Source organism: Helicobacter aurati (assembly GCF_003364265.1).
GTDB classification, from domain to species: domain Bacteria; phylum Campylobacterota; class Campylobacteria; order Campylobacterales; family Helicobacteraceae; genus Helicobacter_A; species Helicobacter_A aurati.
In genome coordinates, this window is record NZ_NXLW01000007.1 from 1 (window position 1) to 13,668 (window position 13,668).

Consider the following 13,668-nt stretch of genomic DNA (forward strand, 5'->3'; position numbering starts at 1 on the left):
TTGTGTTGATGATTGTGTGTTAGAGATATTTCTTGAGAAGTTTCTAAGCCAATATGCCAATGACTCATGATTTCATCTTGTGTTTTGCGGAACATTAGGGGGATCCTTATAATAATATAATTGAGAAATTCATAGTATGAACATTCCAACAAAAACCAAAAAGTTCCTTGCCTTGCTAAACACAAGCAATCAAAGCAATTAATAAATCAATTCAATAACTGCCATAGTAGCCGCATCGCCTTTACGAATCCTACTTCGCTGAATACGCGTGTAACCACCATTACGTACGAGTAATTTCGGCGCAAGCTCTGTAATAAGCTGTTTTGTAGCCTTTTTGTCCTGTAATTCTGCAAAAATATAACGATGTGTGTTAAAGTTTTCAACTTTACAATGCCCTATTAATCTTTCAATGTACTGTTGCAATTCTTTTGCTTTATAGAGAGTTGTCTCGATTCTCTTATGAGTAATAAGAGCGATACTGAGATTCTTTAATAACGCTTTACGATGAGCAGAAGTTCTTCCTAATTTTCTATATCCATGTTTATGCCTCATATCTTTATCCTTTCAATTTTGTCCTTTAAGTTTTGCCAATCTCTTATTGACGGTTACTACTAAATCATTGGGTAAATCCATACCAATGGGATAGCCTATTTCATTCATTTTGCTAGATATTTCCTCAAAGGATTTTTTACCTAAATTTTTAATATTCTTTAAGTCGCTCTCGCTCATTAGAGCCAATTCACCAATATACTTGATACCAGCTTTTTGTAAGCAATTGCTTGGTCGATGCTCAAGATTAAGGGTATCAACACTAGCAAGCAAGATTTTAAGCTCTGGAGAATCATCATTTAATCGATTGTTGCTTGTAGGTACATCGCTTAACTCCGCCCCAAAAACACTCATTTGAGAGTGCATAATACCTACTGCTTCTTTAAAAGCATCCATTGGCTCGACTTGTCCATTCGTCTCTACTTCAAAAACAATTTTTTCAAAATTGGGATTACTCTCATGTAATACATTCTCTATTTGATAGACGGCTTTTTTGACAGGAGTAAAAAAAGCATCCAGCGGTATATAATCATTCCCTATTTCTTCTCTAATTGATTCGCTAGGTACATACCCTAATCCTTTCTGTATGATAAGAGAGAACTTGAGCTTCGCCTCACTATTAATATTTGCAAGATGAGAATCTGCGTCAATAATACTTACAAATTCATTATCAAGATGCCCTCCTCTAAGCTCCATAGGTCCGTTAAATTCATAAAAAACTTCCAATTTTTCCTGACTTTGTGCTTCCTCTTTAATTTTGAATTTAAGATTTTTAATGTTCACGATAAAAGGAGTAACATCCTCTGCCACACCACGTACAGAATCAAATTCATGGGCTACACCATCAATCTTAATAGCGATAGGAGCATATCCCACGGTACTTGATAACAACAATCTGCGCACAGGATGGGCTATCGTAATGGCATAACCAGGCTCAAAAGGATAGGCGTGAAGTCTAATATGGTCTGGCGCGAGCTCTTCAATTTCAAGCTTTTCTGGAATATATGGTCTTATTTTTATACTTTTCATAATAATACCCTCATATCTTATTTCGAATAGAGCTCTACTATCAAACGTTCCTCTATTGGAATCTCAACTTCACTTCTCTCTGGATTTCTTGTAAAGACTCCGAATTTTTTTTCTTTATCAATATCAACCCAAGGCACAATGCCTGTTTGAGAAGTCAAATCAATGGCGCGAATAATTTGTGAATTATTTTTACTCTTTTCCTTGATTTCTACCTTTTGTCCTTGCCTAACACTAAAAGAAGGAATATCTACTCTCTTCCCATCAACTAGCAAATGTCCATGTGTAACAAGCTGTCTAGCAAATCTCCTTGTCGTTGCAAAGCCCATACGATAGACAACATTATCAAGCCTACTTTCAAGTAGTCTAATGAGATTCTCACCTGTATTGCCTTCTTGACGACTCGCTTCTTTAAAAATAGAACGGAATTGTTTTTCGCTAATACCATACATAAACTTTGCTTTTTGTTTTTCTCGCAGTTGCAAACCGTAATCTGAAATCTTACCTCGTCTCTGTCCATGCTGCCCTGGTCCATAATTTCTACGTTCTAGGGAACATTTACCTGCCAGTCTTCTTTCGCCCTTTAAAGCTAAAGAGATGCCAAATCTTCTTTCAATCTTTTCAACAGGTCCTCTATATCTTGCCATATATTCTCCTTACACTCTTCTTCTTTTAGTCGGACGGCAGCCATTGTGCGGTAACGGCGTTACATCTTTAATCCATAATACTTTAATACCCTCTATTGCGCCAACGCTCTTGATAGCAGTTTCTCTACCGCTTCCTGGTCCTTGCACCTTAATACCAACTTCTTTTACTCCATGTTCTTTTGCTTTCGACATCGCGGATTCTACGGCTTGCTGCGCAGCATAAGGAGTTGACTTTTTACTTCCTTTAAATCCCAAGCCACCAGCAGTAGCCCAACAAATTACATTTCCCATTTCATCAGTTACGGTAATATTTGTATTATTAAAAGAAGCAGATATACAAACAATTGCCTTAGCAATATTCTTTCTTATGACTTTTTTCTTAACGCCTGTTTGTCTTTTCGCCATTACATTACTCCTTATTTACTACCAACTGTCTTTTTCTTGCCTTTTCTGGTGCGAGCATTATTTTTTGTTGTTTGTCCGCGTACAGGCAAGCCTCTTCGATGTCTTAATCCTCGATAGTTACCTAAATCCATTAATGCTTTAATATCCATTGTTACTTTTTTGCGCAAATCACCTTCAACCATATAGCTTTCTTGAATCTTTTTTGCAATTCTTGAAACTTCATCTTCGCTGAGATCATTAACTCGCTTATCAAAAGAAATATTTACAGCATTCAAAATATCCCTTGAACTCTTAAGCCCAATACCATAAATATAAGTCAGAGCATATTCTACTCTCTTCTTTTTTGGCAAATCTACACCAGCAATTCTAGCCATGTTTTATCCTTGTCTTTGTTTATGTTTGGGATTCGCGCAAATCACACGAACCACCCTTTTACGTTTAATAACCTTGCACTTATCGCACATCTTTTTAACTGATGGTCGAACTTTCATAGAACAACTCCTAACCATTAGATTCAAACTTAAGTCCCTTAATTCCTTTAGATTCAAACATTCAAAGAAATTAAACCAATGATTGTAACATACCTAAATTAATAGTTCGCTTTATTGAGCAAATTTTCATGTTTAAATAACGAATATTACTTAAAGTAGGTATTTCTACTTTAATGCTGATGCGTAAATACTATAAAGTATTTACATTATTTCACTATATATCTTTTTAAGGTTGGAATCTAGCAATTCTATAAAGTTTATCTAACCACATTATTTTATTTTGAGGAGAAATTATGATTATTGGTTGTCCAAGAGAAATTAAAGCTCGTGAGTATCGCGTGGGATTAACCCCTGCAAATGCGTATGAATACACTCGGGCTGGGCACAAGGTGCTTATTGAACATGATGCGGGTAAGGCTATTGGCTTTAGCGATGAACAATACCAAAAAAACGGTGCTCAAATAGTTGACAAAACAACACTTTTTGAAGAATCACAAATGATCATTAAAGTGAAAGAACCTTTAGAATCAGAATATGAATATTTCAAAGAAAAACAAATACTTTTCACTTATTTGCATTTAGCTGCAGATAGAAAACTTACAAACATGCTTTTAGAAAAAAAGATTTTTTCTATTGCCTATGAAACCATTAAAGCACGTGGTGTCTTGCCGTGTCTAGCACCTATGAGTTCTATTGCAGGACGTCTAGCTGTACTTGAGTCTAGTAAATATATCCAAAAAACTTTTGGTGGTAATGGTATGCTTTTAAGTGGTATAGCAGGTACTCCTAAAGGCAGAATCACCATTATTGGTGCGGGAGTCGTAGGCTTAAATGCTGCGCAATTGGCTATGGGTATTGGGGCAGATGTTACGATATTAGACATAGATACAGCAAGACTAGCTTATATAGATCAAATCTTTAACATGAGAATCCACACTTTATATAGTTCAAGAGCGAACATACTTGAAAGCATTGCCAATTCAGATGCTGTTATAGGTGCTGTGCTTATTCCGGGGGCAAAAGCACCTAAACTTGTTAAAAAAGAAGATTTAGCACTTATGAAAGCTGGATCTATACTTACTGATGTGGCAATAGATCAAGGCGGTTGTTTTGAGACTTCCAAAGCTACAACACATGACGATCCCATATATGAACTTGATGGAATCCTACATTACTGCGTGGCAAATATGCCAGGTTCTGTGGCAAAAACAGCTACTTTAGCTCTTACAGATTCTACTCTTAGTTTTGGTTTGACAATTGCTAGTCTCGGAGCAAAAGAAGCTGCATTGAAAAACGTCGCTATATTTGAAGGCGTCAATACTTGCAATGGAAAATGCACTTATAAAGCCGTCAGTGAAGCCTTTGATATTTCCCATACAAATACCGAAGAAGCCTTAGCGAGCGCATAGGCAACATCCTAGAATTAAGTTTTAATGTTAATTTACCTAAATCTCTTGTCAATATTACAAGTATGCAAGAGACTAAGGCTCATACAATAGAGAATCTGTAACAACAGAATCCCTTATTCCAAATATCTAAACATAAATATCATTAATAATTCAAAGCTAAGTAGTTGAAGTGTATCACACCTCTTGATGCCTTGCCTATAAGCGACAAACAGATTCTAATTCATTACATTTCCTTTGTAATTTTATAGGCATAATATTCTAAAATTTATAGTTATTATTTCAATAAGTTCTATATTTAGAATCTTTCTCAAGGATTCTACTCGTTCCATATAATCAATAATAAATATTTACTAATTATTATTCTAATTAACTTATAGTCCTTGCTTCCCAAATCTTATTTATATCTTAAATAAAAGGATATTTAATGCTCAATACAATGATTTTAGAAAACCTGTCTAAACTGAAACATGCTGCTGCAATTCTCTCTCATATTGCGATTTTTATTATTTTTGCTTGGATTGGTGGATTAAAATTCATCAATTATGAAGCAGAAGGCATAGTTCCATTCGTTGCAAATTCCCCTCTATCTAGTTTTTTTTATAAAGATTCAGAACATTACAAACCACATAAGATTCCAGAAGGTACTTATGATGAACAAAAACATAAATGGCATGATGAAAATAGAACTTATCTTGTATCTTACGGGCTTGGCATATTGATTATTCTCTACGGTACAATGACATTACTTGGACTATTCTATCCTATTTTAGGTGTGATAGGCGGTATATTGGTGTTTTTCATGACTTGTATTACACTCTCTTTTTTGATAACAACACCGGAAGTATGGGTGCCAAATCTTGGTGGCATGGATTATGGCTTTCCTTATTTAGCTGGAGCTGGACGTCTTGTACTTAAGGATATTGCCATTATGACATGCGCTTTAATCGTTGTTGGAAGTTGCGCAGAAAGAATGTTAAGAACAAAAAGCAAACGCGCATGATAACCAATCCCCTAAAGAATAAAGAACAAGCTTTTACTGAATCACTGCAAACAAACTAGCGCATAAAATTGCGCCAAAAATCTACAAACATATAGTTAGAAAGAAAAAACCCCAACGGCAAATTAATAGCCACTCCAATGCTAAAAGCAATGAAAGGAGCAAAACCTACTCGAATAATCTTTTTAAATTCCGTGCTTAACCCGATACAGAGAAAAGTCCAAGTGAATACCCAATTTCTCAATTCCTTAACAAATCCTAAAGCTTCCGCCTGATAGGCTTTATGCGTAGATTCTGGTAGATAAGATACAAACATTGTCCCTATAACAGAAGCAAGCATAAAACCTAAAATAAACTTAGGAAATCTTTCCCAAATGATACGAGAAGAGATTCTCACATTAGCAGTTGTGCTTTTATGCCATACAGCCGCGGACAATAACGCGACAAGCACAGCCCATACACCAACAAACATATCACGTCCAATAACTTTTATAAGCGTAAAAGCAGCCACAGCTCGCTCATCTCCTAAGCCCTGCGCAGCAGCAAGACCAGCAGCATCAGCAAATTCTGACGTGCCTATCCATGCTCCAGCTACACCCATATCAAGCCCAAACAAATGACACAAAAGAGGTAACACAAAAATCATAATCACAGCCCAAAAAACGACAATACTAATCGCTACGCTCACATGTTCCTTTTGTGCCCCACTTGCATTACCTATCACAATAGCTGCGCTGACACCGCATATACTACCCCCTGCACCTAAAGTTGCTCCAAAGGCAGCTGGAAGACCAAAGAATTTTGTTGCTACAAAAAATATACTAAAAAACGTAATTATTGTAACAATACAAGCCTGCATAATAGCCACACTACCCGCACTAAAGAGCAATGTTACAGGTAATGTCGCACCCATTAGGACGATTCCAATCTTGACGTAAAATTCTGTTAAAAACGTATCCTTAAACCATTGTGGCAAAGACAAAGTATTACTAAGGATAAGCCCTAATAGTAAAGCAACAAGAGGCATCTCAAGCTGCCATTCCTTAGCAAGACTCTGTGTGCTTAAGATTCCAACAAGCAAAGAGAGGCAATACACAACGTTAAACCCCACGATAAATTTCCCTACATCTCGCTCTAAATATCTTGCCACAACAGCAAAAAGCACCATAAATACTATCCATAAAACAACGATATGCAAAAAATGGGTATTCTGCAACGACTTAATTACAGCCAATCCACTCCAACCCGTAAACTGCACGCGGAATATATCAAAGATATGGAACATATCCATACACCATGCGATGCTTATAACGACAACCAAAGAAATCCCGATGACATTCGCCCAATTGTCCTCCTTGTTATACCAAAGCAATTGCCTTACACTCATCTTGTTTCCTTTTATCTACTATTGCAACATTTACCTTTGTCTGAAAAATATTAGAATCTTCATTTGACTGCTCTTTTAATGTATGGGGAGATTCTAGCCTCTCGCCTTGTGCTTCTTGAGACACGCAAGCTGTGCACTCTGCAAATACACTTGATTCTGCGAGAAACTCTTGCAATGTTCCCTGTAAAGATTCTCCCTGCTTATATGCAATTTCTTGTTTGTTAGATTCTAAACTTGCAAGCACTATTCTCTCTCCCTTATAAGGCATTGTTAGAGAGGCTCGCACAGCTTCCCCGATAATAAGTACAGCGGGCTTTTCACAAAGTGCCGCCATTTGTACCAATTCCCCAAACGTACCTATTACACTCTTTTGTTCTTTAGAATCTATTTTAGAAACAAACGCAGCAGGAATAGTGAGGTTAACACCCAAAGCTCTCGCGCTCTCTACAATACGTTCTGCAAAACTATAAGCCATCATTACCACCAAAGTATAGGACGAATTTTTAAGCCAATAGAGCCATTCTGTATGAAAAACACTCTCCCTTAAATGCGCAGAAACAATAACTACGCCAGAGCTAATGCCCCGAAGTGTAGGAATTATCCCCCCACTTAATGCTCCCCCAAGACTAGAACTAATACCGCTTACACAACTTACTTCGATACCATTTTCCGCAAGAAAACTCCCCTCTTCCCATACCCTACCAAATATTGCAGGATCCCCTCCTTTCAATCGACCCACGCATTTCCCCTCTTTTGCAAACTGCAGCATAAGGGCATGAATGTCCTCTTGTTTGCAACTTTGCTTGCCTTTTTGCTTCCCAACATTAATACATTGTACATTATGGCTTGCTAAATATTCTCGAATTCCCTCACCCACAAGATTATCAATCAATGCCACATCGAGCAAACTAAGTGTTTCAAAAGCACGTAAAGTAAGACTCTTGAAATCCCCCGGACCGCAACCAATAATAAAAACCTTGCCTAATTTCCTCTGACAAGCAGCTTTTATCTGTGCCTTTTGCAGAGAATTAAGGGGCTTCTTTCGTGTTTTTTGCAAGAAATATGAAAAATTTGCCAGAGCCTTTGGAAGTAAATTTGCAATTTTGTCGCGAATGCTTTGTGCTAATAAGGGACTTGCGCCATTAGAACTTACAAGCACAGTGACGTTACCATTTCTCGTAATTGCACCAAAATAAAAATCACATAAACAAGGAACATCTACAACATTCAATAAATAACCATATTTACGTTTATTTTCATACAAAAATTGCCCAAGATTCCTATCTCCACTCGCATCAATGACGATCTCAAAGCCATGCAAAAAAACAAACTGCTGCGCAATATGTGTTGCAAGATTCTTTATCGTGCAAGTACGGCTTTGTGAATCTGTGCAATTTCGCACAATGTCATTTCCACCATAAGTAGATTCTGTAAGAGAATCATAAATATCTGTTTGTTTCTTGCCAGAAGATAAATCAGATATAGAGGTATTAATCGCTAAATCTTTAGAATCACTTGAATATCTATCATACGAGTTTGTTTCACTTGATGAGTAAGTCAAATCTAGGCTCATGAATTTTATATTTTCCTGCAAAGGCAGAAAAAAATCATCGGTAATTCTACGTGCAACAATGCTTACCTCAAAGCCAGAATCAAGCAGCACTTGATATTTTTGTTTTGCCACAGAGCCAGCACCAATGAGCAGTGTTTTTTTTGGTTTCAAGGCAATAGGGAGGATATGATTTTGCAAAGAATGCTGTCTACTCATTATCTATCCTTTATATTTTTTGAATCTTGACACGCCAAAATGTGTCTTCTTGAGTCTGTAAAAGCACTTTGTGCCCTTCGCTTTGTAGAGATAACGGGACATTCTCAATAGGTTCTCCATTATCAAGCAAAATTTCTAACACTTCTCCACTTTGCATTAAAGACAATTCCTGCTTCGCTCTGACAAAGTTAATTGGGCAAGCAACCCCGCGCAAATCTTTGCATCGTGCAGACATGGAATCTGCTTTACTGCATTGAGTATTATCTGTGTAATTTATAGATTCTTTATCTAAATGTATAGAATCGCCCGACTTAGCATAACAAGGGATAAAAGCAAGCTTAGAATCATGGCTGCTCGAGGAAGTTTGTGGGGTATCAGATTGTAAGTGATTAGACAAACTTATAGAGGAAGATTCACTATCTGCCATGCTATGAGTAGCAACAGCTAAAGACTGCCCTTGAGAATTACCTGTCTCTTCTCGCTCTTTAGCAAATTTGAGTGAATTATCCATTGTTGCATATAGCGCAATCACAGCCTTACCCAAATCAATGGCTCTTGCATCTGCCTTGCCAATAAGCAATTCGCTAAATGTCCTATCAATCAATCCGCTATCAATATAGAGCTTTTGAAATGCGCGCAAAACACCCACCTCATCACGAGCTTCTTCCCCTTTAGCCACCAAAAGCATACGACAAGCAAGCAGACGTATCAATGTATAATCGCCATTAGAATCCACTTGCGCTTGCTTGATAGCCTCATTCAAAGCTTTCTTGTCGGCTTCTATTAAATCATACATTCCCGCGCTACATTCGCCGCTTCCACGTCCTTTCAATGAAAATACTGAATCACTACTATAATCAAAATAAGGATTCTTATCGTCTTCAAAACTTGGGACTTGTTTGTATTTCTCGGCTATATCTTTGATAATTTCTTCACCAACACTATCCACCCATGACTCAAAACTCGGATATTCTGCCTTACAAGCAATATAAGTTTTTAACACTTCATAAACGAACTGCGGGACATAGAAAGCTGCCACTTCGGCAATTTTCCTTGCAAAGCGCGTTTTGCCTTCTTCTATCACTGCGCCAACAAGCACATTATAAGCAGGATAAGGTCGCTCGCCCTCTCTTAGAACCTTACCAAAGAATCCAAGATTAGCCGTGGCATGATTCCCACATGAATTAGGACAACCAGACATATTAATTCGAAATCCTTGCAAAGAATCTAAATCCAAGTGTTTTTTTCGCAAATATTCCTCAATTTTTACAATCGCTCCTCTTGGGCGAGTGATACCTAATTGACAAGTCGCAGCCCCTGTGCAGGCTACCATATCACCAATAATTGTAGGTTTGCTACTCTGTATGGAAAAGTCGCTAATCAAAGGATAGAGTGCCAAAAGCTGACTTGGTCGCAAATGCCGTAAATACATGTTTTGATTGCTTGTAAAACAAATAGTTGTTTCATGCGCGTTGTAACTTAATAGTTTTTCTGCAAGATTCTTCGCAGATTCATACGGAATATCTCCAAGTTGCAAGGGTATCTTGACATAATAATAGCCCGCTTGCTTTTGTTCTCTTACAAAACGATTCCACCATAATGTTTGCTCTTGCGTCATCGCTGGAAGTTGTTCTGCCTGAATTGTAGGGAGTGTAAAATCTCTAGGTTCTATTGTAATTTCCCAATCTTTACTTTGCCTTAAGGCTGCCATTTCTTCATGAATAAGCCTTGCTAACTCCTCTTCACCAAGCTTTTTAGCTACAAATCGTAAGCGCGCGGCATGTTTATTCTTGCGATTGCCTGTTCTATCAAAAACTTGTTTAACGGCTTGAGCGAGCAAATAAATTTCATTCTCTGGTAAAAAATCAAAGAGCTTAAATCCAAGTCTGCTTTGTGCGCCCATACCTCCAGCAATCCATACGCTAAAGCCTCTTTGTTGATTCTTTATTTTGGCAATATAGCCTATATCAGTAATCGTCGCATGAGCTCTATCCGCACTTGAGCTTGAAAAAGCAATTTTAAATTTACGTGGCAAATTGAAAGAATCTTTAAGCCCCAACATTCTTGTTGTAAGTTCATTGGCATAAGGCAAAATATCAAAAATATCATTTTTTGCAATTCCAGAGAGCGGATCGCCCACGATATTTCTTACCGTATTTCCACCGCTACCCCGTCCTGTAAGTCCGACAGCATGGAGCTTTTGCATGATTTCTTGCAGATTCTCTAATTTGGCATAGTGTAACTGCACACCGCCTCGTGTTGTTACATGAATTTTAGGGTCAGCATAATCTCTTGCTAACTCGCTTAATGTGATAAGTTGGCTAGGAGAAATCACTCCCCCATTTGTTTTAATACGAACCATATAAGTATTAGGCTCTCTTTGTTCATAGATTCCAAAACTCACACGAATAGTTTTAAACGTTAATTCATCAAGCCTACCCTCACAAAAATCTTTATAGTTACTTGCGAAAAACTCATAATCATCTTGCAATACAGATCGTGGTATCGTGTAAAAGTTACTGCTCATTATTCTTCCTTATATAAATTTATTGCTTCCAAAGAAACAATAAGCATAGAGCTTGTTGCTTCATGATTATTGTTTCTTGACTATTGAGAGATAAAAGCTGCTATTTCCTTTCCCCCTCATGATTTCTTTAATCTATGAAATAGTTCGCCTTTTAGTGTTTATACTCTACCTTCCCAATGAATATAAAAATGCTTCAAAAGTCCCAATAATCTATCAAGTGCCAACCCTGTAAGCCCTATCAGAATCACACCTGCAAATACAATATCTGTATTCATAAACTTGCTTGCATCCAAGACAACCCAACCTAAGCCAGATTGTGCTGCCACCATTTCTGCGGCTACCAATGTAGAGTAAGTCGCGCCAAGGGCTATTCGAAGCCCTGTAAAAATATCACTTAAGCTTGCAGGTAAAAGCACAAAAAGAAAGAGTTGTCCATTTTTAGCACCAAGACTTTGTGCTAGCAAAATATAATCTTTCTTGACTCTGCTTATACCGCGCAAAGAAGCAACATACAATGGGGCAAAGGCAGACAGAAACAAAAGACATATTTTTGATTCCTCATCAATACCCAGCCAAAGAATGAGAATTGTGTAGTAACCAAGCGGCGGCAAAGGGCGTAAAAAGTCAATAGCAGGCTCCACAATCGCGCGGATATAGGCATTCAATCCGCTCAACATTCCTAAAGGAATAGCAGTAAATGCGGCAAGCAAAAAGGCTATAAAGATTCGTTGCAAACTCATGCCTAAATGTTCTAATAAACTCACATCTTTATAACCGTCTATTAGGAGCTCTTGCAAGCATAAAAGAATGCTACTTGGCTTAGGCAGTAATTGTGGCGAGACAAAATCGCACCATACAAATTCCCAAAGCATTATAAACCCCAATAACAATAGCACGGCTACAATTCTTGGCTTGTTTTTTGATAACAGCGAAAAATAAAATTTGACAATAGGAAAATGTCTATAAAATGCTCTATCTTTCATTTCATTCCTTCATATTCTACGAACACATAAAAAGTCTTTGTTCTTTAAGATTCTGATTCATAGACAAACGGTTTTAAATATTTCTTTGAATCATACGTGTTTTGTAAAGCTTTAATTTTCGCTCTAACTTTCAGTCGTAGAGAAATTTATTGCGCTTACGCGCCTTTCTGTCTTAATTGCGTATCAACAAAATCATCGTAAGACTTCGATTCTAAGCTTCCCTTATATATTCAATATAAGGCTTCAATGCGAATTTGTATCACTATGGCAATAACTAAACACAAATCTCCCAAGCTCCAAGCAAAGTTCAAATTCTTTGCAACTCCACAGAATCTAAGCGAGTTTTTCTTCATTCCAACGTCGATTGGCTATACAATCATGCTTATATTCTATTTCTCTAAGATTCTTAGTTATTTGAGGACTCTGAATATATGGCATAAGAAGCTCGCCGACATAATAAGTCTCCTCAATATGGGGATATCCAGATAAAACAAAAGTATCTATACCTACATCTACATATTCCTGCATAAGACGTAAGACATTTTTAGCACTACCTACTAACGCTGTCCCAGCTCCACCGCGAACCAAACCAACGCCTGCCCAAAGATTGGGATAAATTTCTAAATTACCTTTTCTCCTTGCCTCTTCTTGCAAAGAAACCATACGTTGCTGCCCGATAGAATCATAGTTTCTTAAATCTCTTTGCGCTTTTTCTATCGTGGCACTATCTAACTTAGAAATAAGCTTACGCGCCTCTTTAAACGCCTCCTCATCACTCTCTCGCACAATAATATGTAGCCGCACTCCAAAGGAAACTTCCCTATTGTATTTTTCTGCCTCTTTACGAACGGATTCTATTTTTTCTTTTAACATAAATGGCGGCTCGCCCCAACTTAAATATTTATTGACATATTTTCCTGTTAGAGAATGCGCTATTTCACTCGAACCACCAAAAAAGAGCGGTGGGTGCGGAATCTGCAACGGCTTATGAAAGAGGCTCGCGCCCTTTACACGATAATATTTGCCTGCAAAATCCACTTCCTTACCCTCTAGTAAATCGAGCCAGATTTGTGTAAATTCAAAGGCTTGCTCATATCTCTCTTGATGATTAAGCCAAATCCCATCAGCCTCAAACTCTTCATTATCCCCGCCTGCAACAAGATTAAACAACACTCTGCCATTACTCAAACTATCAAGTGTTGCTGCCCATCTTGCTGCCACAGTTGGGGAAATAACGCCCGGGCGCAACGCCACAAGAAATTTAAAAGTCTTTGTAAGCGGAATAAGGCTACTTGCCACGATAGAAGAGTCAAGGCATGAGCGACCAGTGGGGATTAACGCCCCCTCAAAACCATTACTTTGGGCTGCTAAAGCTACCTGCGTAAGATATTCCAAAGTGATTTTCCTTGCACTCTCGTTGCTCCCTAAATATCTACCGTCCCCATAAGTGGGCAAAAACCAAAACAAACTTGCTTCCAT

General features: G+C 37.7%; 13 protein-coding genes. 2 read left to right on the top strand and 11 right to left on the bottom strand.

The window, feature by feature from the left end:
• Positions 1-198: 198 nt before the first annotated feature.
• From rplQ to rpmJ, 6 genes are read right to left on the bottom strand one after another with little or no spacing between them, the layout of a single operon-like run.
• The gene (rplQ, locus tag CQA66_RS04705) at positions 199-552 is read right to left on the bottom strand and encodes a 50S ribosomal protein L17 (protein ID WP_104762853.1); all 354 of its coding nucleotides are present in this window, start codon (positions 550-552) and stop codon (positions 199-201) included.
• Between the two features lie 12 nt (positions 553-564).
• Positions 565-1,578 (bottom strand): DNA-directed RNA polymerase subunit alpha, encoded by a 1,014-nt coding sequence (locus tag CQA66_RS04710; RefSeq protein WP_104762852.1) that lies wholly within the window; start codon positions 1,576-1,578, stop codon positions 565-567.
• Positions 1,579-1,595: 17 nt separating this feature from the next.
• The gene (gene rpsD / locus CQA66_RS04715) at positions 1,596-2,222 is read right to left on the bottom strand and encodes a 30S ribosomal protein S4 (protein WP_104762851.1); all 627 of its coding nucleotides are present in this window, start codon (positions 2,220-2,222) and stop codon (positions 1,596-1,598) included.
• Positions 2,223-2,231: 9 nt separating this feature from the next.
• Positions 2,232-2,627 carry a 30S ribosomal protein S11 gene (gene rpsK, locus CQA66_RS04720; protein ID WP_104762850.1) on the bottom strand — a complete coding sequence of 132 codons (396 nt, stop codon included), beginning with the start codon at positions 2,625-2,627 and terminating at the stop codon, positions 2,232-2,234.
• Positions 2,628-2,638: 11 nt separating this feature from the next.
• Positions 2,639-3,001, bottom strand: coding sequence for a 30S ribosomal protein S13 (gene rpsM, locus CQA66_RS04725; protein WP_104762849.1), 363 nt, complete (start codon positions 2,999-3,001; stop codon positions 2,639-2,641).
• Positions 3,002-3,004: 3 nt separating this feature from the next.
• The gene (rpmJ, locus tag CQA66_RS04730; protein WP_104762848.1) at positions 3,005-3,118 is read right to left on the bottom strand and encodes a 50S ribosomal protein L36; all 114 of its coding nucleotides are present in this window, start codon (positions 3,116-3,118) and stop codon (positions 3,005-3,007) included.
• Positions 3,119-3,411: 293 nt separating this feature from the next.
• Here rpmJ and ald point away from each other — a divergent pair, with 293 nt between their 5' ends.
• Positions 3,412-4,527 carry an alanine dehydrogenase gene (ald, locus tag CQA66_RS04735; RefSeq protein WP_104762847.1) on the top strand — a complete coding sequence of 372 codons (1,116 nt, stop codon included), beginning with the start codon at positions 3,412-3,414 and terminating at the stop codon, positions 4,525-4,527.
• A 424-nt stretch (positions 4,528-4,951) separates the two neighbouring features.
• Positions 4,952-5,527: a DUF417 family protein gene (locus tag CQA66_RS04740; RefSeq protein WP_104762846.1), complete on the top strand. Its 576-nt coding sequence runs from the start codon at positions 4,952-4,954 to the stop codon at positions 5,525-5,527.
• A gap of 55 nt (positions 5,528-5,582) precedes the next feature.
• Here CQA66_RS04740 and CQA66_RS04745 read toward each other — a convergent pair whose 3' ends face one another.
• The 5 genes from CQA66_RS04745 to ssuD form a co-directional block, all read right to left on the bottom strand.
• On the bottom strand, positions 5,583-6,911 hold the full coding sequence (locus CQA66_RS04745) for a YeiH family protein (protein WP_104762845.1): 1,329 nt from the start codon (positions 6,909-6,911) through the stop codon (positions 5,583-5,585).
• Positions 6,883-8,679: a siroheme synthase family protein gene (locus CQA66_RS04750; RefSeq protein ID WP_104762844.1), complete on the bottom strand. Its 1,797-nt coding sequence runs from the start codon at positions 8,677-8,679 to the stop codon at positions 6,883-6,885. The genes CQA66_RS04745 and CQA66_RS04750 overlap by 29 nt, the downstream gene beginning before the upstream one ends.
• Positions 8,680-8,689: 10 nt before the next feature.
• A complete protein-coding gene (locus CQA66_RS04755) occupies positions 8,690-11,206 on the bottom strand; it encodes a sulfurtransferase TusA family protein (protein WP_233707710.1) in 2,517 nt (838 codons plus the stop codon).
• A 158-nt stretch (positions 11,207-11,364) separates the two neighbouring features.
• Entirely contained in the window at positions 11,365-12,189 is an 825-nt protein-coding gene (locus CQA66_RS04760) for an ABC transporter permease (RefSeq protein ID WP_199770429.1), read from the bottom strand.
• Between the two features lie 333 nt (positions 12,190-12,522).
• Positions 12,523-13,668 carry an alkanesulfonate monooxygenase gene (gene ssuD, locus CQA66_RS04765; protein ID WP_104762843.1) on the bottom strand — a complete coding sequence of 382 codons (1,146 nt, stop codon included), beginning with the start codon at positions 13,666-13,668 and terminating at the stop codon, positions 12,523-12,525.